This window comes from Streptomyces sp. NPDC006551, assembly GCF_040611675.1.
In the GTDB taxonomy this organism is placed as follows: Bacteria; Actinomycetota; Actinomycetes; order Streptomycetales; family Streptomycetaceae; genus Streptomyces.
Window position 1 is genome coordinate 112,059 of sequence record NZ_JBEXOT010000016.1, and the last position, 19,410, is coordinate 131,468.

A 19,410-nucleotide genomic window follows, 5' to 3' on the forward strand; every position below is an offset into this window, starting at 1 on the left:
ACCCGCCCGTGGCCTCCACGACCGCACCCAGCCGCAACGGCCCCGCAGACCGGCAGGACACCCAGCCGCCGCCGGCCCGCCCCGCCGGACCATCGGCCTGGCGCAGCCGACTGCACCGCTGGGACACCAAAGGCACGCCGTACGCCCTCGTCGCGCCGTTCTTCCTCGTCTTCGCGGCGTTCGGCCTCTTCCCGCTGCTCTACACCGGATGGCTCTCCTTCCACCGGGTGAGCCTCTACAACGTCGACCGCGCCGAATGGGTCGGCCTGCGGAACTACGCGGACCTGTTCACCGGCCAGGTCAGTCACTACTTCTGGAACGCCCTGCTCAACACCTTCACCCTGGGGGTGCTGTCCACCGTCCCCCAACTGCTGATGGCGCTGGGACTCGCCCACCTGCTCAACTACCGGCTCCGCGCCCGCGGATTCCTGCGCACGGCGCTCCTCGCCCCGTACGCGACGTCCGTCGCCGCCGCCACCCTCGTCTTCGCCCTGATCTTCAGCCCCGAGGGCGGCATGGCCAACTGGCTCCTCGGCCTGTTCGGCGCCGGGCCCGTGCACTGGGAGGCCGGCCGCTGGAGTTCGCAGTTCGCGATCTCCGTGATCGTCACCTGGCGCTGGACCGGCTACAACGCCCTGATCTACCTCGCCGCCATGCAGGCCGTGCCGCGCGAACTGTACGAGGCCGCCGCCCTCGACGGCGCCAACCGCTGGCAGCAGTTCCTGCACGTCACGATCCCCGCCCTGCGCCCCACGATCCTCTTCACGGTGATCGTCTCGACCATCGGCGCCACCCAGCTCTTCGGCGAGCCCTATCTGTTCGGCGGCCAGAGCGGCCACCAGGGCGGCACCGACCATCAGTACGAGACCCTCGGCATTCTCATGTACGACCAGGGCTTCCACTCCAGCATGCTCGGGCGCGCCAGCGCGGTCGCCTGGATCATGTTCGGCCTGCTGCTGCTCATCGGGCTCGTCAACGCGCTGATCACCCGCCGCCTGCGCGCCTCCCAATGACGTGGAGTACGACATGACCACCACCACATCCGTTCCCGACCGCCGTCACCCCTCGGCAGTACGACCGTCGGCCCGTGCCGGCAGGGCCGGCGGCCAGCACCGGGCCGGACCACTCGCCCACATCGTGCTGGTCCTCGCGGCGCTGGCGTCACTGTTCCCCTTGTACTGGACGCTGGTCGCGGCCTCCACCGACAGCCACGCGGTGGTCTCCAGTCCGCCGCCGATGCTGCCCGGTGGCAACCTGTTCGAGAACCTCACCTATGTGTGGCACAACGCCGGCGGTCGCGGCATGGGCGTCGCCCTGCTCAACTCCACGCTCGTCGCGGGGGCCGTTACCGTCAGCACGGTGACCTTCTCCGTCCTCGCCGGCTTCGCCTTCGCCAAACTCCGCTTCCGCGGTATGAAGGTCCTGCTCGGCCTGGTCCTGTCCACCCTCGCGGTGCCCGCGCAGCTCAGCGTCGTGCCCCTGTTCATCCTGACCAAGAACCTGGGGCTGAGCAATCACCTCGGGGCGCTGATCCTGCCCGTGCTGGTCACCGCCTTCGGCGTCTTCTTCATGCGTCAATTCCTCTCCCAGGCACTGCCCACCGAACTCCTGGAAGCCGCCCGCGTCGACGGCGCCAACTCCCTGCGCGTCATCTGGCACGTCGTGTTCCCCGTCGCCCGACCGGCGATGGCGGTCCTGGGTATGTTGACCTTCGTCCAGTCCTGGAACGACTTCCTGTGGCCGATCATCGTCATGAACGGCTCCACCAATCCCACTGTCCAGGTCGCTCTCGCCGGGCTGGGTACAGGCTGGTCCACCGACTGGTCCGTCATCACCGCCGGAGCACTCATGGGCACCCTGCCCCTCCTCCTGGTCTTCGCCCTCTTCGGACGTCACGTCGTCGGCGGCATCACCCAGGGAGCCGTCAAGGGCTGAGCTCCTCCGCCTTCTCCCCTCGTCCAACACCCCCTGTCGGGCTGCCACAGGTCCCCCTGCCACACGCTGCCGTCCGGACACCGCACCAGGAGCCACCTCGTCCTCGGTCCCCGCACCGGCTACGCCCCTCTTCGGGCGCTGACCCGCCGTCACCACCCGCCGCCACGGCGCGGGCCGCGGCACACGCGTGGGCAGCGTGCCCGGCCGCGATCCGGCCCGCGCGCTCGCCGGGTGGCTCGCGCCCTTCCCGTGCGGCGGCCGGCAGGGCCTGCCGGATTCGGTCACCGCCGCCACCGGCACCGCCCCCGACGGCCGGCTCGTCCATGTCGTCCGCAACTGGTGCCGGCCGCCGGCCACCGCCCAGGTCCCGGTGGACCCCGTAAGGCTTCGGTGCCGGAGTCGGCTTCTTCAGGCGAAGGCGACGCGCGCGAGCCGCAGCGGGCCACGCAGTCCGAGGCGGACGTCGTGCACACCGGCCGCCACGACGACGGGGGCGCTCACCGTGGTGTAGTCGTAGGGCCCCGCCGTACCCGGGGACAGCGTGAGCACCGCCAGTACCGGACCGTCACCCAGCGAGAGTTCGACCGTGCCCCGGCCCGCGGCCTCCACCGTGATCCCGGCAGCCCCCTTTCCGAAGTCACAGTCACGGAACACCAGCTCGCCCCTCCGGCCGGTCACAGGGGTGACGGAGTCACCCGACGTCTTCGCGCGGTCCACGATCTCCGTGTCGCTCCGGTTGTCGAAATCCACCGCCTCCAGGCCGCCCACCATGACCGGCCGGGGGACGGACGGCTCGCCGTCGAGGTCGACGGTCCGGGCCAGGCGGATGTCCTCGCTGGACGCTCCGACGAGGATCTCGTAGAGGCCCGGGGCCACCCGCCGACGTCCCTGCGCCACGTCCCAGAACGCGAAGGCCGACATCGGCACGCGGAAGGCGATCTCCGCGACCTCGCCGGGCGCGAGCGTCACCCGCCGGTGCGCGGCCAGTTCCCTGCGGGGCCGCGGCACTGACGGCTCGACGGCCCGGGTGTAGAGCTGGGCGACCTCGTCCGCGGTGACGTCACCGGTGTTGGCGACCGTGAAGGACACGTGCAGTGTCCCGTCCTCGACACGGGTCGTGAGGCCTTCGTAGGAGAAGGACGCGTACGACAGGCCGTGGCCGAACGGGAAGAGAGGTGTGCCCTCGAAGTAGAGGTACGTCTGGCGGCCGCCGATCACGTCGTAGTCGAGGAGGTCGGGCAGGTCGGAGTCGTCGGCGTACCAGGTCTGCGGGAGGCGGCCGGCGGGGGAGACGTCGCCGGCCAGGATCCGGGCCAGGGCGCTGCCGGCCGCCTGGCCGCCGTGGGCCGTCCACAGCAGCGCCGGCACCTCCGTGTGATCGACCGCGTACGGGTACGCCGACACCAGCGCGAGCACCGTGTTCGGGTTGGCCGTGCGGGCCGCGCGCAGGAGGCGCTCCTGGTGGGCGGGGAGGGCCAGGGTCGTACGGTCCTCGGTCTCGCGTCCGTTGATGTGCGGATCGTTACCCGCGACCACCAGGACCACGTCCGCCCGCGAGGCGACCTCGCTCACCGCGTCCTCGCCGCTTTCGACGACGACGACCTCGAAGATCTCCCCGTTCCCGTCGGCAACCTTGAGGCCGTCGGCGGCGACAGAGACGGGGTGGCCCGTATCGATGTGCCGAAGAAGGTGTCCGTTCTCGTGTGGTTCCAGGCGGAAGGTCTCCTGGACGACCCAGCCTCCGGGCTGGTCGGCGGAGGCTCGGACATGGCCGTCCTCGGCGACGGAGAGATAGCGGCCGTCGGGGGCGCGCAGGGTCAGCACGCCCTCGCCCCAGTCGATGAGGGAGAGCGCGGTGCCGGTCGCGTCGGTGGCGAGCGGGGGCAGGTCCGTCCGGCCCGCGAGCAGGGCCGGGTCGAGGGCGCCTTCGGCGGCGCGCACCTCGTCGGCGGCGTCCGCCTCGGGGACGTGCAGGAAGGTTCCGGCCGAGGTCTTCAGCAGGATCCGGTCCACGCCCTCCGCGAACTGCACGCACTCGGAGCCGAACCGCTCGGACAGGCCCGCCAGCGGCGTGCGGCGGTGCAGGAACGTGCCGCTGTACCAGTCGAGCTTGCACTCGTCGGCGAGCAGGCCGACGACCGCGAGCCGGGTGCCGGGCGCGAGCGGCAGCAGGCCACCGCTGTTCTTGAGCAGCACGACCGCCTGCTCGGCCGCCTCCTGGGCGAGGGCCCGGTGGGCCGGGGTGTCGAAGTCCGTGGTGAGTGCGTGCGGGTCGTACTCCGGGTCGAACTCGCCGAGGCGGAAACGGACCGAGAGCTGGCGGCGGACCGCCGCATCGACGTCCGACTCGGTCAGCAGGCCCTGCTCCAGGGCGCCGCGAATCCGTGCGGTGATCCTCGAGCTGTCGGTGCCGTGGTCGGTGAAGCTGTCGACGCCGGCCAGCAGCGCGGCGGCCGTCGCCTCCTCGTGGGTGTCGAAGTAGTGCTCGGAGTCGACCAGGTTGGAGGGCGCGCCCGCGTCCGAGCAGACAAGGAGATCCTCGTCGGTCCAGGTGCGCAGATGCTCGCGCAGATACGGCGAGACATGGTTCGGGCGGCCGTTGACCAGGTTGTACGCCGGCATCACACCGGCCACGGCGCCCGCCTCGACCGTCTCGCGGAAGGCACGCAGGTCGTATTCGTGCAGGACGCGCGGGCGGACCGAGGAGGACGTGACGTCGCGGCCCGTCTCGTTGTTGTGGGCCAGCCAGTGCTTGAGGACGGGCGCGGTACGCCAGTACGTCGGGTGCTCGCCGCGCAGGCCGTGCGTGTAGGCGGTGGCGATGGCCGAGGTGAGCTTCGGATCCTCCGAGTAACCCTCCTCGTTGCGGCCCCACAGAGGGTGGCGCAGCAGGTTCACGGTCGGGGCCCAGATGTTCAGCCCCACGCGGTCGTCGCGGGCGCGCATCGCCCGGGCCTCCTTGGACACCGCCTCGCCGACCCGTCGTACGAGATCCGTGTTCCAGGTCGCGCCCAGGCCAACCGCCTGCGGGAAGACGGTGGCCGGACCCATCCAGGCCACGCCGTGCAGGGCCTCCTGGCCGGTGCGGAACGCGGCGACGCCGAGCCGCTCCACGGCGGGCACGAACTGGTGCAGGAATCCGATCTTCTCGTCGAGGGCGAGCCGCGACAGAAGGTCGTCGATGCGCTTCGCGAAAGGCAGCTGTGGATCGTGGAAAGGTGGCGGTGTGTGCGGCGAGTGGGCTGACACGTGGGATCTCCTTGGAGGGAGCGGCAAGGGGCCTTCGAAGCGCTTCGATGCTCATCGGGCACCACAGCGAGTGTCAAGGGATCAAGCACCGATACATCAAGCCCCGCATGGGGAGAGTCGCCTCCAGATCTCGGAGGAATCTTGGGAGCGACCCTTGTGCGCCCATGGGGGCTCACTTAATCTCACTGCAACATTGAAGCGCTTCGACTATGAGTCGCACCCCAGTGGTCGGATGTCCGCTTCAGCTCAGCCAGTTCCCGTCACGACACCGCAGCCGACGGCCCACCGCCGGGTGTCCAGGTGTGCCACGAAGGGTTGACGCAATGACGCCGAATGCCGCCTTCTCCGGACCGAGCCGGAGAAGCTTCCTCGCCTCCACGGCGGTCGCCACCGCAGCGGTGGCCGGGGGAATGCCGCTGCTCGCCGCCTGCGGCGGTTCGGACAGCGAGTCGCGCGAGGGTGCCACGTCGGGCAAGGCGGCGGACAAGCTGCTCCCGACGTTCGTCGCCAGTACGGTCGCGAAGCCGGACCTGCCGTCGAAGAACGGTTCGGCGGCCGGCTACACCGGCAAGGTCGACCTCGCGGCCCTCGCCACCTCGGTACCGGAGAAGCTCGGCACCGGCTCCCCCTTCAAGATCATGTCCCCGTTCTGGGGCTCCCCGCCGAAGCCCGGCTGCGCCTACTACACGGCGCTGGACTCCGCGGCGGGCACCAAGGTCACCTGGCAGAACCAGGACGGCAACACCTACGGCGAGAAGCTCGGCGCCGTCCTCGCCTCCAGCTCCATACCCGACATGGTGGTCGTTCCGGGCTGGGAACTGGTCGGCAAGATCGCGAACGCGGTGACCGCGAAGTTCATGGACCTCGGCCCCTACCTGGCGGGCGACAAGGTCAAGAAGTACCCGAACCTGGCCGCGATCCCCTCCGACGCATGGCGCATGGGCATCTTCGGCGGCGCGCTGCGCGGCATTCCGATGCCGGCCGCCACCGCCAACTGGATCACGCCCTTGTACCGCAAGGACATCTTCGACAAGAAGGGCTACTCGGTACCCAAGTCGACCGACGAGTTCATGAGCTGGGCCAAGGAGGCCACCAGCGCCAAGGCCAAGGTGTGGGCCTGCGGTGACATGACCTGGTCCGCGTGGAGCATGTTCGGCGTCCGCGGCTCCGGGACGATCGGCTGGGACATCGGGTCCGACGGCAAGCCGACGTACCGCGTCGAGCAGCCCGAGTACCTCGAGGCCCTGGAATGGGTCCGCAAGCTGTTCGACGCGGGCGTGGTCCATCCCGACGACAAGGCGCGCTCGGGCGACGCGGGCCAGCGCTTCACCGCCGGGCAGATCCTGGTCTGGAACACCAACATCGCCGACTGGTACGGGAGGACCGCCGAACAGGCCCAGTCCAACCCGGACCTGAAGATCGAGGCCATGGACCTCTTCGGCGCGGACGGCGGTGACCCGCAGCTGTACGCGTCCCAGCCCGCCATCATCTGGTCGCTGATCCGCAAGGGCGCCTCGAAGGAGACCGTGGAGAACGCGCTGGCCGCCGCCGACTTCGCGGCCGCGCCCTACGGCACGAAGGAGCGGATGCTCGTCGACTACGGCGTCGAGGGCACCCACTACACGGTCAAGGACGGCGTCCCGGTCAAGAACGACCTGGGCAACTCCGAGGTGCTCAACGCCTGGGTGATGCTGGCCGCACCGGCCGCCTACTTCGCCCACCCCGACTTCCCCGAGGTCGCCCGCAAGCAGGTGGAGTGGCAGCAGCGGATGGGCGCCTTCATGAAGAAGACGTCCACGTACGGAATGAACATCGTCGAGCCCTCCCGCTACGCGAACCTCGCCAGCCAGTTCGAGCAGCTGGAGATCGACTACGTACGCGGCAACAAGAAGCTGTCCGACGTGCAGGCGGCCATCTCCACGTGGAAGTCCTCCGGCGGCGACAAGCTGCGCGACTGGTACAAGGAGCTCATCGACAAGAACGGCAGCGGCAACTGATGTCTCTCACGGCCGGGAGCAGGCCGGACGGGACTCGTCCTCCCGCGGCCGTCGAGGAGCCGACGGCCGCGGTCGCCACCGCGGTGACGAAGGACCAGGTACCGGGCAAGGCGGGCCGGGCGGGCCGGGCGGACAAGGTTCCCTTCCGGATCCGGCTGCGCCGCGACCGCGCGCTCATCCTGATGACGCTGCCCGTCATCCTCCTGCTCCTGCTCTTCAACTACGTCCCGCTGCTCGGCAACGTCGTGGCCTTCCAGGACTACGACCCGTACGTCTCCGGCAACGGCGTCACCGCGATCTTCCACAGCCCCTGGGTCGGCGTGGAGCAGTTCTCGCGGATGGTCGACGACCCGCTGTTCTGGAGCGCGGCGAAAAACACCCTCGTGCTGTTCGTGCTCCAGCTGGTGCTGTTCTTCCCGGTCCCCATCGCCCTCGCGCTGCTCATCAACAGCGTGATCCGGCCCCGGGTGCGGGCCGTGGCTCAGGCGATCATGTATCTGCCGCACTTCTTCTCGTGGGTCCTCGTCGTCACCGTGTTCCAGCAGATCTTCGGCGGCGCGGGCATCATCGCCCAGACCCTGGAGGACCACGGCTGGAGCGGCTTCGACCTGATGACCGACGCGGACCTCTTCAAGTACCTGGTCACCGCGCAGGCCGTCTGGAAGGACGCCGGCTGGGGCATCATCGTCTTCCTCGCGGCGCTGGCCGCGGTCAGCACCGACCTGTACGAGGCCGCCGCCATGGACGGCGCCGGACGCTGGCGCCGCATGTGGCACGTCACGCTGCCCGCGCTGCGCCCGGTGATCGCGCTGCTGCTGGTGCTGCGCGTCGGCGACGCGCTGAGCGTCGGATTCGAGCAGTTCCTGCTCCAGCGCCACGCCGTGGGTGCGGGGGCCAGCGAGGTCCTCGACACGTACGTGTGGAACATGGGTATCCAGAACGGCGACTTCAGCTACGCGGCCGCGGTCGGCCTCGTCAAGGGAGCCATCGGAGTGTGTCTCGTCCTGGGCGCGAACAAGTTCGCGCACCTGCTCGGCGAGCAGGGGGTGTACAGGAAATGAGCCTCAACACGCAGCTCATCCGCAGCCTCAAGGCTCCCGCCCGTCCCGTCTGGGAGGAGCCACCCGGCAAGGCCGGACTCACCGCGAAGGGCGGCCTGCTGGTCCTGTGCTGCCTGGGCGTGCTCGGTCCGCTGTGGATCGTGATCGTCACCAGCCTCTCCCCGAAGCCGGTGATCGACCGGGTCGGCGGTCTCGTCGTGATCCCCCAGGGCATCACCTTCGTCAACTACACGGAACTTCTCAGCGGGGGCCAGGTCAGCCGGGCGATCATGGTCTCGGTCGGGGTCACGCTCGCCGGCACCCTGTTCTCCATGACGGTGTCGGTGCTCGCGGCCTACGGCCTGTCCAGGCCGGGCAGTCTGGGACACCGGTTCTTCCTGATGACCATGATGGCCACGATGTTCTTCGGGGCCGGCCTCATCCCGACGTACCTTCTGGTGCAGTCGCTGGGCCTCACCGACACCTATCTGTCGCTGGTCCTGCCGAGCGCGGTCAGCGTCTTCAACATCCTCGTCCTGCGGGCCTTCTTCATGGGGATCTCACCCGAACTCACCGAGTCCGCCCGTATCGACGGGGCCAGTGACCTGCGCATCCTGTTGACCATCATCATGCCGCTGTCGCGAGCCGTACTGGCCGTCATCTCGCTGTTCTACGCGGTCGGGTACTGGAGTGCCTGGTTCAACGCGTCCATCTATCTCAGCGACCAGGAGATGATGCCGCTGCAGAACGTGCTCATCCAGCTGGTCCAGAAGAACACCGAGGCGCCCACGGGGCTTCAGCAGGCGGTTCGTACCGGGGAACTGTCCGCGCTGGGGTTGCAGATGGCTGTGATGGTCCTTGCGCTGATCCCGGTCGCCGTGGCCTCCCCGTTCGTCCAGCGGCACTTCAAGAAGGGCATGCTCACCGGCGCGATCAAGGGCTGAAGCGGCGGAGCCGCATATCGCGACAGCCCCGCGCCCCTGTCCCGGTTCCCCACCCCTTTCTCACAGACCGAGGTATGTGTCATGCATGCGTTCAATCTGGGCAGACGAGCCGTTCTCGCCGGGACCGCGGCCGCCGCCGCGCTCACCACCGTGCCGTTCCTCCCCGGGCGGGCGCAGGCCGCCGCACCGGCAGCCACCACCGCCCCCGCCCACCGCTGGCGCAACGCCGTCATGGGCGGCACCGGCTTCGTCACCGGCGTCCTCTTCCACCCCTCCGTCCGCGGCCTCGCCTACGCCCGTACCGACATCGGCGGCGCCTACCGCTGGGACGACCCCACCGCGAGCTGGATCCCCCTGACCGACCACCTCGGCTCGGACGACTGGAACCTGCTCGGTGTCGAGGCCATGGCCGTGGACCCCTCCCACCCCGACCGCCTCTACCTCGCCCTCGGCACCTACACCCAGTCCTGGGCCACGAACGGTGCCATCCTGCGCTCCGACGACCGCGGCGCCACCTGGCGGCGCACCGACCTCACGGTGAAGCTCGGCGGCAACGAGGACGGACGCGGCTGCGGCGAGCGGCTGCTCGTCGACCCGCGCGACAGCGACGTGCTGTGGCTCGGCACCCGCCACGACGGGCTGCTGAAGTCCACCGACCGGGGCGCCACCTGGAAGCCGGCGACCTTCCCGGCCGCCCCGAGCGCCGCCGGACAGGGCATCACGCTCCTCGTCGCCGCCGGCCGGGTCGTCTACGCCGGCTGGGGCGACTCCGACGGCACCACCCCGAACCTCTGTCGCACGACCGACGGCACCACCTGGACAGCCGTCCCCGGCCGGCCCACCGGCACCGCCGCCAAGCTCCCGGTCCGCGCCGCGTTCGACAAGCACACCCGCGAGCTGTACGTGACGTACGCCAACGGGCCCGGCCCCAACGGGCAGACCGACGGTAGCGTGCACAAGCTGTGCACCACGAGCGGCAAGTGGACCGAGGTCACCCCCGTGAAGCCGGGCGGGACCGCCGCCGACGGCTCCCACGACAGCTTCGGCTACGGCGGCGTGGCCGTCGACGCCCGCCGCGCGGGCACCGTCGTCGTCTCCACCAACAACCGCTGGGCGGAGATCGACACCGTGTTCCGCACCACCGACGGCGGCCGTACCTGGACGTCCCTGAAGGACAGCGCCGTCCTCGACGTCTCCGAGACGCCCTACCTCAAGTGGGGCGCGGACAAGCCCAAGTTCGGCACGTGGATCCAGGCGCTCGCCCTCGACCCGTACGACTCCCGGCACATCGTCTTCGGCACCGGCGCCACTGTCATGGGCACCCGCGACCTGAAGAACTGGGCACCACAGATCCGCGGCCTGGAGGAGGCCTCCGTGCGTCAGCTGCTCTCGCCCCCGGCCGGCGAGGCGCACCTGATCAGCGGCTCCGCCGACGTCGGCGTGATGTACCACGAACGGCTCACGGCCTCGCCCTCGCGCGGCATGGCGACCAACCCCCTGTTCATCACGGCGACAGGACTCGCGCAGGCCGCGCTCAAGCCGTCGTACGTCGTGCGCACCGGCTCGGGTGACCAGGGCAACGGCGCCTACTCCCACGACGGCGGGCAGACCTGGGCGCCCTTCGAGGCCCAGCCCGCCATCGCCGAGGACGCGCCGGGGCCCATCGCCGTGAGCGCCGACGGCAGCGTGCTGCTGTGGTGCCTCGTGCACTGGGACGGCACCAGACACCCCACCTACCGCTCGGCGGACGGCGGCGCCACCTGGTCCGAGGTGGCCTCCGTCCCGAAGGGCGCCGTACCGGTCGCCGATCCGGCCGACCCGGCGCGCTTCTACGCGTACGACACCGCCACGGGAACGCTCCACGCCAGCACGGACGCGGGCGCGACCTTCACGGCACGCGCGACCGGGCTGCCCTCCGGGGACAGCGAGTTCAAGCTGGTCGCGGCGCCGGGCAGGTCCGGCGACCTGTGGCTCAGCGGAAAGGGGGAGGGCCTGCACCGGTCCACCGACGGCGGCGCGAGCTTCTCGAAGATCACCGGCGTCCGGGCCTCGTTGTGTCTCGGCTTCGGCAAGGCCGCCACCGGCGCCGCCTACCCGGCGATCTACCACGTCGGCTCGACCGAGACCGTCACCGCCGTCCACCGCTCCGACGACGAGGCGAAGACCTGGACGCGGATCAACGACGACCAGCACCAGTGGGGCTGGACCGGCGCGGCCATCACCGGTGATCCGCGTGTCCACGGCCGGGTCTACCTCGCCACCAACGGGCGCGGCGTGCAGTACGGGGAGCCCGTCTGATGCCCGACCTGAGTGACGTGACACGAGGCCGTCTGCTCTTCGGCGGCGACTACAACCCGGAGCAGTGGCCCGAGGAGACCTGGCACGAGGACGTCCGGCTGACGAAGGCGGCCGGCGTCAACTCGGCACGACCTGCTCACGGGGACGGCCGTCACGGACCGGGTCACCCTCGGCCGCTACGGCGTGGCGGTACTGCGGCCATGACCCGAACGCCGGTCCCCGGAACCCGGGAGCCGCAGCCGCCCGCCCGTTGGGAGGACGCCCTCCGCAGTGCAACGGCCACGGTCCCCGGAACCGGGAGCCGCAGCCGCCGACCCGTTGGGAGGACGCCCTCCGCAGTGCAACGGCCACGGTCCCCGGAACCGGGAGCCGCAGCCGCCCGCCCGCTGGGAGGACGCCCTCCTCAGCGCAACGGCCACCACGGCACCCTCGTGCTCGGTGACCCGAACGACGATCGTGTCATCGTCGGGCATCACACCCTGGTGCGCCCCGACGGCAGCGACGCCCGGCCCCCGCGGTTCGCCGCCGAACTCCCCGCCCTCCAGGACCGCCTCCCGGCCGGCGACCGCACCGCCGCGGAGAGCCTCCCGCGCCGACGTCGCGCACACCCTCCCCGGCGTACCGGTCGAGATGCTTCTCCAGTCGCCTCCCCAACGACTGGTCCTCCTGCCCGCGCCGCCGCCCGCTCTCCCGACGGGCCGACTCACGGGCGTACGCACGCGGTTCGGCGCCGAGGTCGAACTGACCCGGACGCCCGTCGGGGCGGCGGCGGTCCTGAAGCCGACCCGCACCGCCCGTATCGAAGTCTGGACTTCTTCCGGTGACGCCGAGTCGATCGATCGCGTCGCCGGAGAGGACCACGTCCTCACCATGGAGGCGTGGTAACACCCCCACAATTCCCCCCACCCGTGGAAGGACACCATGGTCAAAAGCGCGATACGCAAGGTCACCATGGCGGTGCTGGCGCCGGCGATGGCTCTCGGTGCCACCGTCGGCCTCGCCTCCGCCCCCGCTTCGGCGGCAGTCTGGAACACCTGCGACCGATGGGGCAGCACCAGTCTGGACGGCTACAAGCTCTACAACAACATCTGGGGCTCCGGCGCGGGCAGCCAGTGCCTCTGGGCCAACTCCGGGACCGGCTGGGGAGTATGGGCCAACCACCCCAACACCGGCGGCATCAAGTCCTACCCCAACTCAACGAAAACGATCAACAAGACGATCGACTCGCTCGGCCGGCTCACCAGCAGCTACAACGTCAGCGTCCCGTCGTCCGGCGCGTACAACACGTCGTACGACATCTGGGACACCGACCACCAGTACGAGATCATGCTCTGGGTCAACGACAACGGAGCCGTCGGCCCCATCGGCACCTGGCAGGCCAGCGTCTCGCTCGGCGGCCACAACTGGAACGTCTACAAGGGCAGCAACGGATCGAACCAGGTGTTCTCGTTCCTGCGGACGTCCGACTCCCGCTCCGGCACCGTGGACATCAAGCCGATCCTCAACTGGATCGCCTACACCAAGGGCTGGATGCCCGGCAACGAGACCATCGGTGACGTCCAGTTCGGCTACGAGATCACCTCGTCGTCCGGCGGACTCGACTTCCACACGAACAACCTGACCATCAACAGCGGCTGATCCGACACCAGGGCCGAGGTCGGTCCGCGTCCTTCTCGGGCGCGGTCGACCTCGGCCCGCAGTGCGTTGTAGGCCCCGAACGCGGACTCGACGTCCGCCCGGCTCAGGCCGTAGCGGGGCAGGTCGTAGGTGTGCCTGCGGGTGCCCTTGGGACGGGCTCCGGCGGGCCGCATCGGCGGGTGGATCTCGCTGCGGGCCAGGCGGGAGTCGTCGTCGACGGCGGAGTGGACGTAGTGGATGCCCATCTGGCTGCGGGTGGCCAGGCCGGCTTGGCGGCCCCCGGGTCGTCCGGGGCGGGGCTGTGATGCGGGGTCGAGTGCGGGCGGCTGGAACGGTCGGTCAGACCAGCCTCATCCTCGACGCGCCACCGGCGCATCCACTTGTGCGCGGTGGCCCGTGAGATGCCCATCTCGGCCGCGACGTGCGTGACCGGACGGCCGGAAACGTTCGACCAGCAACCGCCCGCCGAAAACGGTCAGCCTTTGTCGCGACGGTGTGGCGGTCCCGGGACGCGACGGTGAAGCGGTTCCGGGAGCAGCCTGGTGGTCCGCGAATTCCGGCATGCCATGGCGCCGCGTGTCCGGCCGCCGAGCGGTGCCCGGGGAGGTGAGGGGCCGTCAAGGCCGGGGTTTCCGGGGCTCATGTGTGACGGGGATCACGCTTGAGGGAAAACCTGCCGTTCGGGCCGGGCGTCTAGCAGGTGTGAGATCAGTCAGGGCGGCAGCGCCGCACGAGCTGGACGAGGAGCGTCTCGTCCGGCTGGTGGCAAAAGGCGACCGTGCCGCGTTCGAGGAGCTGTACCGGCGTACGTCGCCGTGGCTGGCGGTGCGGCTGCGCCGCCGGTGCGCGGACGAGCAGATCGTCGCCGAGGTCATGCAGGAGACGTATATGGCGGTGTGGCGCGCGGCGGGCGCGTTCGCCGGGGCCGCGGCCGGAGGGACGGCTGTCGGATGGCTGTGGACCATCGCGGCGCGCCGCCTGGTCGACGCTTTCCGGCGCAGGGCTCACCACGCGGAGCCCCCGCCCGCGGCAGCCCCGCAGCCCCTGGCGCCCGCCGCCGAGGAGGAGGTGCTCGCGGCGACCGTCGGCGGTGACGTCGGGGACGCGCTGCTGCGCCTCGCGCCGGAGCTCAGACAGGTACTGCAGGCCATGGTGCTCGACGGGATGTCCGTCCGGGAGACCGCGGTCCTGCTCGGGCTGCCCGAGGGGACGGTCAAGACCCGTGCCCGCCGGGCCAGGACCGCGATGCGAAAGGCGCTGGCATGAGCGTGGAACACGCGTCGATGCGGATCATCGACGGTTACGCGCGCGGCGACATGGACATCGCCGCCGACGAGGTGTGGGCCCTGGAGGCCCACCTGGAGGTGTGCCGGGTGTGCCGTGACCGGCTGGCGGCCGCCGTTACGGCGCAGGCGCCCGCCGTGGCGTCACTGGTGGACACCGTGTGGTCCGACCTCGAACCCCAGCTGGCCGGCACCGCCACGATGCCGCGCAGGCGGCGCTGGGCGGCGCGGTTGCCGGGGTGGGTGACGCCCGCGATGGTGCCGTGGCTGGCCATGGTCGTGAGCGTGACACTGCTCGCGCTCCTGCTCGACCTGGTCGGCCCCGGCTCCGGCGAGATGTCGCTGGTGCTGCTGTTCTCCCCGGTCCTGCCCGTGCTCGGCGTCGCGGCGTCGTGGTCGCGGGGTCTGGACCCGGCGTACGAGCTGACGGCCTCGGCGCCCAGGGCCGGGCTCTCTCTGGTGCTGCGGCGCACCGCCTCCGTGCTCGCCGTGGTCGTCCCCGCCCTGCTGATGGCCGGATGGGTGACGGGGATGACGGCCGCCCAGTGGCTGTTGCCCTGTCTGGCCCTCACCTCGGCGACCCTGGCGTTCGGCGGTGTCGTCGGGGTGACCCGCGCCGCCGTCGCGCTGGCGGGCGTGTGGACCGCTGTGGTCGTGGCGCCCACCCTGGCCGCCAGCCGTCCGACCTTCGCCCTGCAGTCGGACGGTCTGCCCGTATGGGGGCTGATCCTCGCGCTCAGCATCGGTGTCGTGATCGCCCGCAGGGGCGCGTACTCCGTGCTGGGAGCCCATCGATGACCCTCGGAAAGGAACACCACATGACATCCGCGGTGAACGCGGCTGACATCGCACCGACTGCCTACGCCTGGGAGATCCGGGCCACCGGGCTGCAGGTCAAGGTCGGCAGGAAGCGGATGGCGGTCGACGGGCTCGACCTGAAGCTCGGCATCGGCGTACACGGCCTCCTCGGACCCAACGGAGCGGGGAAGACCACCCTCATCCGGACGCTGGCCACCGTACTGCGCCCCACCGAGGGCACCCTGGAGCTGCTCGGCGAGTCCGTGGGCGGCCTGGGCGAGCACCGTCCGCTGCGCCGTCGGATCGGCTATCTGCCGCAGGAGTTCGGCTACTACAAGCGTTTCACGGTGCGCGAGTTCGTCGAGTACATGGCGTGGCTGAAGGAGGTGCCCAAGGCGGACATCCCCGCGGCGGTGCAGCGCGCCGTGGAGCGGGTGGGTCTGGCGGACCGCGCCGACGAGAAGATGAAGGCCCTGTCGGGCGGCATGGTGCGCAGGGTCGGCATCGCCCAGGCCATCGTCAACGACCCGACGATCCTGCTGCTGGACGAGCCGACGGTCGGCTTGGACCCGGCGCAGCGGCTGCGCTTCCGCGAGCTGCTGCAGGAGCTGGGTAAGGACACCTGCGTGCTCGTCTCGACCCACCTGGTGGAGGACGTCGCCGCCGCCTGCACCGACGTGGTGCTCTTCGCCGAGGGCCGGCTGGTCTTCCAGGGCCCTCCGGACGAGCTGGCCTCGATGGGCGGCCCCGAGCACGTGGGCGACAGCCCGCTGGAGCGCGGCTACTCGGCGCTGCTGCTCAACCCCGAGCAGGGAAGGGGCACCTGGTGAACACCCGCGTCCTGCGCATCGAGCTGAAGCGCTCCATCGCCCCGTGGGCCGGAGCCGTGGTCCTGACGACGGCGCTGGCGTTCCTGTACCTGCTGAGCGGTCCGTGGTGGAAGGGCACCACGGCGTGGACGGCCCAGTGGACGCCAATGGCCCTGTGGACCCGCTCCGTGCTTTTCTACCTGTGGCCGCTCGCCGTGGGGCTCGGGGCGTTGCAGGGCCTGCGTGACCACCGCTCGAAGATATCCGAGCTGCTGACGACCACTTCGCGTCCCGCCTGGCACCGCGCGGCCACGGGGGCGGGCACGACGGCGATCACGCTCGCCTCGGCCTTCGCGCTCCTCGTCCTCGTGGGCGCGGTCCAGGTCCTCGCCAACACCGAGTACACGCACCTCGGGTGGCTGCCGATCTCGCTGGTGGGGGCACTCTCCCTCGTCGCGGGGGCCGTGCTGGGCAAGGGGGCCGGGCGGGCGCTGCCGTCCGTGCTCACCCCGCCCGCGCTGGCCATGGGCGCCCTCGTCTTCACGGCCCTCATGCACATGTCGTTGGGCCGGACGGAGACGACCACGGCGACGGGAATCCCGGTCATGGAGCCGAACCGGGTCTCCCTGCTGTCACCGGGGGTGGAAGAAGTGCGCGAGGTGCTCGTCACGCTCTCCGCCTCCGTGCACGTCGGGCAGACGATCTGGCTGCTCGGCATGGCCGCGACCGGCTTCGCGCTGCTGGTCGCCGCGACGCCGCGCATCCGGCTGCTCGCCCTGACGCCCGTCCTGGCGGGCGTGGTGATCGCCCTGCTCGTCCTCCCCTCCGACCCGCGCCGGATGTACGTCGTCGACGAGGCCGCCGCGGAGTTGGTGTGCGACGGCCCGGTGTGCGTGACGAAGACGCACCAGGCGCGACTCGCCCATCTGGCGGGTCCCGGCAAGGAGGCGCTGCGCCTGCTGCACGGTGTCCTGGGCAGCCAGGCGCCGGTCTCGGTCCGGGAGAACACCGCCGTACTGCCGGAGGGCTCCACGCCGCAGTGGTCCCGCAAGGCCGTGCTCTTCGACTTCGACGACGACGTCATCGCCGCCGCGAAGGGCGAGGAGCTGACCTGGGCCCTGATTGCCAAAGGCATGGTGCCAGGGTGCACCCCCGTCGGCTGGAGCGGCTTCGGGAACGATGAGTTCGCGCAGACCGTCGCCGTGGGCTGGGTCCTCGGGGACCTCAAGTCGCTGCCCGGCGCAGGGTCGGCAAGTCTGCGCCGCGAGGTCGACGCCGAGGCCCGCCCGGTGTGGACGGAACTCAAGGCGCTGCCGCGGGCCGAGCAGCTCTCGCGGATCGACGCGATGCGCGCCGCCGCTCTCTCCTGCAAGGGCGACGCGTTCGACGCGCTGAAGGGCGGTGCGTCCCGGTGAGATGGCTGACGCTGTATGCGCGCTCGCGGCAGGTGCCCGCTTCACTCGCCGTGGTGGTGATCAGCGCGGTGGTGGTGTGGGCACTTGTCCGGGACGGCAGCGGGGGGCCCGGCGATCCGCGGATGCCGGCGCTCGTGATCGCCGCGGGGGCGACGGCGGCCTCGATCGGGCTCGGCGGGCAGGACGTCGCGCTGGACCGGACGGCCGCGGTCCGCTGGGTGCTCCGCAGGGCGGCGCATGTGCTCCTCATCGGCGCGGTTGTCGGCGCGGTGCTGCTGGCGGTGCAGACGATGGGCGAGGACCTGGCCACCACCGCGTTCGTCGTCCGGAACAGCGCGGGGCTGATGGGGCTCGTCGCCATCGGGGCGACGATATGCGGGGCGCAGTACGCGTGGACGCTGCCGATCGCCTGGGTGTCGTTCTCGCTCTCCGCCCCGCTCCCGACAGATGTGCCGATGCAGGTGGCGAGCTGGATGCTGATGCCGCCCGGCACGGCGGCGGGCACGTGGACGGCCCTGGTCCTCGCGGTCGTCGGCACCGCGACCTACGCCGTCGCCGGTCCCCGGCGGTAGCCGGGCCGGAGCACGCCCGTGAGCGCCGCGGCGGCCCGCCGCGGCGCCCACGGGGTGGATCGCCGGCGCGGCGATCTCACGAGCGTTCTCCTTGCCGCAGGCCGCACCCAGCCGTTCACGGCGAACCGGCCGCCGGTCCTCACGTACGGATGATGTGTGTGTGCGGGGGACCCTTCCTCGCGCAGAGCCGTCCTTCACCCGCGTGAGGGCGGCACGGCAGTCGGACCGCGGCACGCGAAGCCGAACGTCGGCCAGTGGGGCCGGCTGAGGCACGGTGGCCCATGCCTGCCATGCCGCCGGTGTATCGGCGTGGGGGAGTGTCGTTGGGATCGCCGGGCCGTCCGAGGCAGGGGCCGGCCCAGGCGGAACGCCTGGAGCGCGAGCTGGAGCGTGGTCCGCTTGCGCCGGTGAGCTGGGGACTGCCGCTGGAACTGCCGGCTCTCATGATGCTTACGGGCTGACGGAACCGTTGCCGGGGTCATCTCCGGCTTCAGCTACTGCCTCTGAGCGTTGCCCTGTTCCTCGGAGGCCGACCGGCCTGTGCCTCGGCATGGACAGCCAGTGCTTTCAGGGCATCGACAGTGCGGCGTGTACCCGGCCGACGGCTGCACCACCCGTGCGGAGCTGCGTCAGCAGATCACCAGGAGGGCGTAAGAATTCACCGGAGAACCGTTCCAGCCCTGAGCTATGGACGAGGGGTGAGCGCTCCCGGCCGCAGTGAGGAGCCGGGGGATCCTGCGCGTAACGACCGGTGCCCCAGTGCCGGACGTTGCGCCGCGTCGCCGACCGCCCCGATTCTCACGGCGCTCTGTGCTGAGGTCGTCCAGAGCAGTCCGCCGCGAGCGAGGCCTCGGAGCCCGGACGGGGGAATGTACGGTGACAGGCCCGAATACACAAGTGCCGCGTCCCCGGAAAGGGGACGCGGCATGGTTTGTGCTTGGCGCTAGTGCCGGGAGGGCATGGGGCACGCCCGGCACCAGCGGCTGCTACGTCAGGGCCAGGGGTTGATCCCCTGGTCCATCATTTCGGCTTCCTCTCGAGTGCTGAGGAACCGCGGGGCTTCCATGCCGAACAACGATTCATCGCTGAGCGGGCACTCATCGAAGTCCGCGCGACGGATCCGAAGGATGAATTGCGTCATGTTGCAGTCATGGACGACCCAGGCCAGGTCGCTCCGGCTGTAGACAGCGATCGGCCACCTGTCGGAGTCGCTTACCGCCGCCTCGTCCGGGATCTCGGCGTGAAGCCGCTGATCGCCCGTCGGGGCACCGAGTACGGCTCCGGACTCGGCACCCAACGCTGGGTCGTGGAGCGAGCATTCGCCCACCTGCACTGGCTCCGCCGCCTGCGGATCCGCTGGGAGATACGCGACGACATCCACGAAGCCTTCCTCACCCTCGGATACGCACTGACCTGCTGGCGACGCCTGAAC

15 protein-coding genes and 4 pseudogenes are annotated in these 19,410 nt (G+C 70.7%); 16 read left to right on the forward strand and 3 right to left on the reverse strand.

The features are described 5' to 3' along the window. Nucleotides 1-8: 8 nt before the first annotated feature. Both ABZY12_RS17330 and ABZY12_RS17335 read left to right on the forward strand, forming a co-directional pair. Nucleotides 9-1,013, forward strand: coding sequence for a sugar ABC transporter permease (locus ABZY12_RS17330; protein WP_356891037.1), 1,005 nt, complete (start codon nt 9-11; stop codon nt 1,011-1,013). A gap of 13 nt (nt 1,014-1,026) precedes the next feature. After that, entirely contained in the window at nt 1,027-1,935 is a 909-nt protein-coding gene (locus tag ABZY12_RS17335; RefSeq protein ID WP_356891039.1) for a carbohydrate ABC transporter permease, read from the forward strand. A 408-nt stretch (nt 1,936-2,343) separates the two neighbouring features. Here the strand turns inward: ABZY12_RS17335 and ABZY12_RS17340 are convergent, their stop codons facing one another. Then, a complete protein-coding gene (locus ABZY12_RS17340; protein ID WP_356891041.1) occupies nt 2,344-5,184 on the reverse strand; it encodes a glycoside hydrolase family 3 C-terminal domain-containing protein in 2,841 nt (946 codons plus the stop codon). Nucleotides 5,185-5,507: 323 nt separating this feature from the next. Here ABZY12_RS17340 and ABZY12_RS17345 point away from each other — a divergent pair, with 323 nt between their 5' ends. The 8 genes and pseudogenes from ABZY12_RS17345 (at nt 5,508) to ABZY12_RS17380 (ending at nt 13,101) form a co-directional block, all read left to right on the forward strand. Then, the gene (locus ABZY12_RS17345) at nt 5,508-7,181 is read left to right on the forward strand and encodes an extracellular solute-binding protein (protein ID WP_356891043.1); all 1,674 of its coding nucleotides are present in this window, start codon (nt 5,508-5,510) and stop codon (nt 7,179-7,181) included. After that, nucleotides 7,181-8,242, forward strand: a complete 1,062-nt coding sequence (locus ABZY12_RS17350; protein ID WP_356891045.1) for an ABC transporter permease subunit — start codon at nt 7,181-7,183, stop codon at nt 8,240-8,242. Before ABZY12_RS17345 ends, ABZY12_RS17350 begins: the two co-directional genes overlap by 1 nt. Then, nucleotides 8,239-9,165, forward strand: a complete 927-nt coding sequence (locus ABZY12_RS17355; protein ID WP_356891047.1) for a carbohydrate ABC transporter permease — start codon at nt 8,239-8,241, stop codon at nt 9,163-9,165. Before ABZY12_RS17350 ends, ABZY12_RS17355 begins: the two co-directional genes overlap by 4 nt. Before the next feature lie 81 nt (nt 9,166-9,246). Then, a complete protein-coding gene (locus tag ABZY12_RS17360) occupies nt 9,247-11,463 on the forward strand; it encodes a 1,4-beta-glucanase (RefSeq protein WP_356891049.1) in 2,217 nt (738 codons plus the stop codon). Further along, nucleotides 11,463-11,588 (forward strand): annotated as a pseudogene (locus ABZY12_RS17365) (beta-galactosidase); the annotation flags it as partial. The gene ABZY12_RS17360 and the pseudogene ABZY12_RS17365, both read left to right, overlap by 1 nt. 7 nt (nt 11,589-11,595) lie before the next feature. Continuing rightward, on the forward strand, nt 11,596-11,667 hold the full coding sequence (locus ABZY12_RS17370; RefSeq protein ID WP_356891071.1) for a Beta-galactosidase C-terminal domain: 72 nt from the start codon (nt 11,596-11,598) through the stop codon (nt 11,665-11,667). 387 nt (nt 11,668-12,054) lie between these two features. Next, nucleotides 12,055-12,348: pseudogene (locus ABZY12_RS17375) on the forward strand (hypothetical protein); the annotation flags it as partial. 36 nt (nt 12,349-12,384) lie between these two features. After that, nucleotides 12,385-13,101, forward strand: a complete 717-nt coding sequence (locus tag ABZY12_RS17380) for a hypothetical protein (protein ID WP_356891051.1) — start codon at nt 12,385-12,387, stop codon at nt 13,099-13,101. Here ABZY12_RS17380 and ABZY12_RS17385 read toward each other — a convergent pair. After that, complete coding sequence (locus tag ABZY12_RS17385) at nt 13,032-13,346, reverse strand: hypothetical protein (RefSeq protein ID WP_356891075.1); 315 nt, start codon at nt 13,344-13,346, stop codon at nt 13,032-13,034. The genes ABZY12_RS17380 and ABZY12_RS17385 overlap by 70 nt on opposite strands. A 47-nt stretch (nt 13,347-13,393) precedes the next feature. After that, nucleotides 13,394-13,580, reverse strand: a pseudogene (locus ABZY12_RS17390) (leucine zipper domain-containing protein); the annotation flags it as partial. A gap of 223 nt (nt 13,581-13,803) precedes the next feature. Between ABZY12_RS17390 and ABZY12_RS17395 the strand changes: the two are divergent. From ABZY12_RS17395 to ABZY12_RS17420, 6 genes and pseudogenes are all read left to right on the forward strand, one after another. Then, complete coding sequence (locus ABZY12_RS17395) at nt 13,804-14,367, forward strand: RNA polymerase sigma factor (protein WP_356891053.1); 564 nt, start codon at nt 13,804-13,806, stop codon at nt 14,365-14,367. Continuing rightward, nucleotides 14,364-15,182 carry a zf-HC2 domain-containing protein gene (locus tag ABZY12_RS17400; protein ID WP_356891055.1) on the forward strand — a complete coding sequence of 273 codons (819 nt, stop codon included), beginning with the start codon at nt 14,364-14,366 and terminating at the stop codon, nt 15,180-15,182. The genes ABZY12_RS17395 and ABZY12_RS17400 overlap by 4 nt, the downstream gene beginning before the upstream one ends. Next, complete coding sequence (locus ABZY12_RS17405) at nt 15,179-16,012, forward strand: ABC transporter ATP-binding protein (RefSeq protein ID WP_356891057.1); 834 nt, start codon at nt 15,179-15,181, stop codon at nt 16,010-16,012. Before ABZY12_RS17400 ends, ABZY12_RS17405 begins: the two co-directional genes overlap by 4 nt. After that, nucleotides 16,009-17,406 (forward strand): hypothetical protein, encoded by a 1,398-nt coding sequence (locus ABZY12_RS17410; protein WP_356891059.1) that lies wholly within the window; start codon nt 16,009-16,011, stop codon nt 17,404-17,406. Before ABZY12_RS17405 ends, ABZY12_RS17410 begins: the two co-directional genes overlap by 4 nt. Beyond that, nucleotides 17,403-17,978 (forward strand): hypothetical protein, encoded by a 576-nt coding sequence (locus tag ABZY12_RS17415; RefSeq protein WP_356891061.1) that lies wholly within the window; start codon nt 17,403-17,405, stop codon nt 17,976-17,978. Before ABZY12_RS17410 ends, ABZY12_RS17415 begins: the two co-directional genes overlap by 4 nt. A gap of 1,213 nt (nt 17,979-19,191) precedes the next feature. Further along, nucleotides 19,192-19,410, forward strand: a pseudogene (locus tag ABZY12_RS17420) (IS5/IS1182 family transposase); the annotation flags it as partial.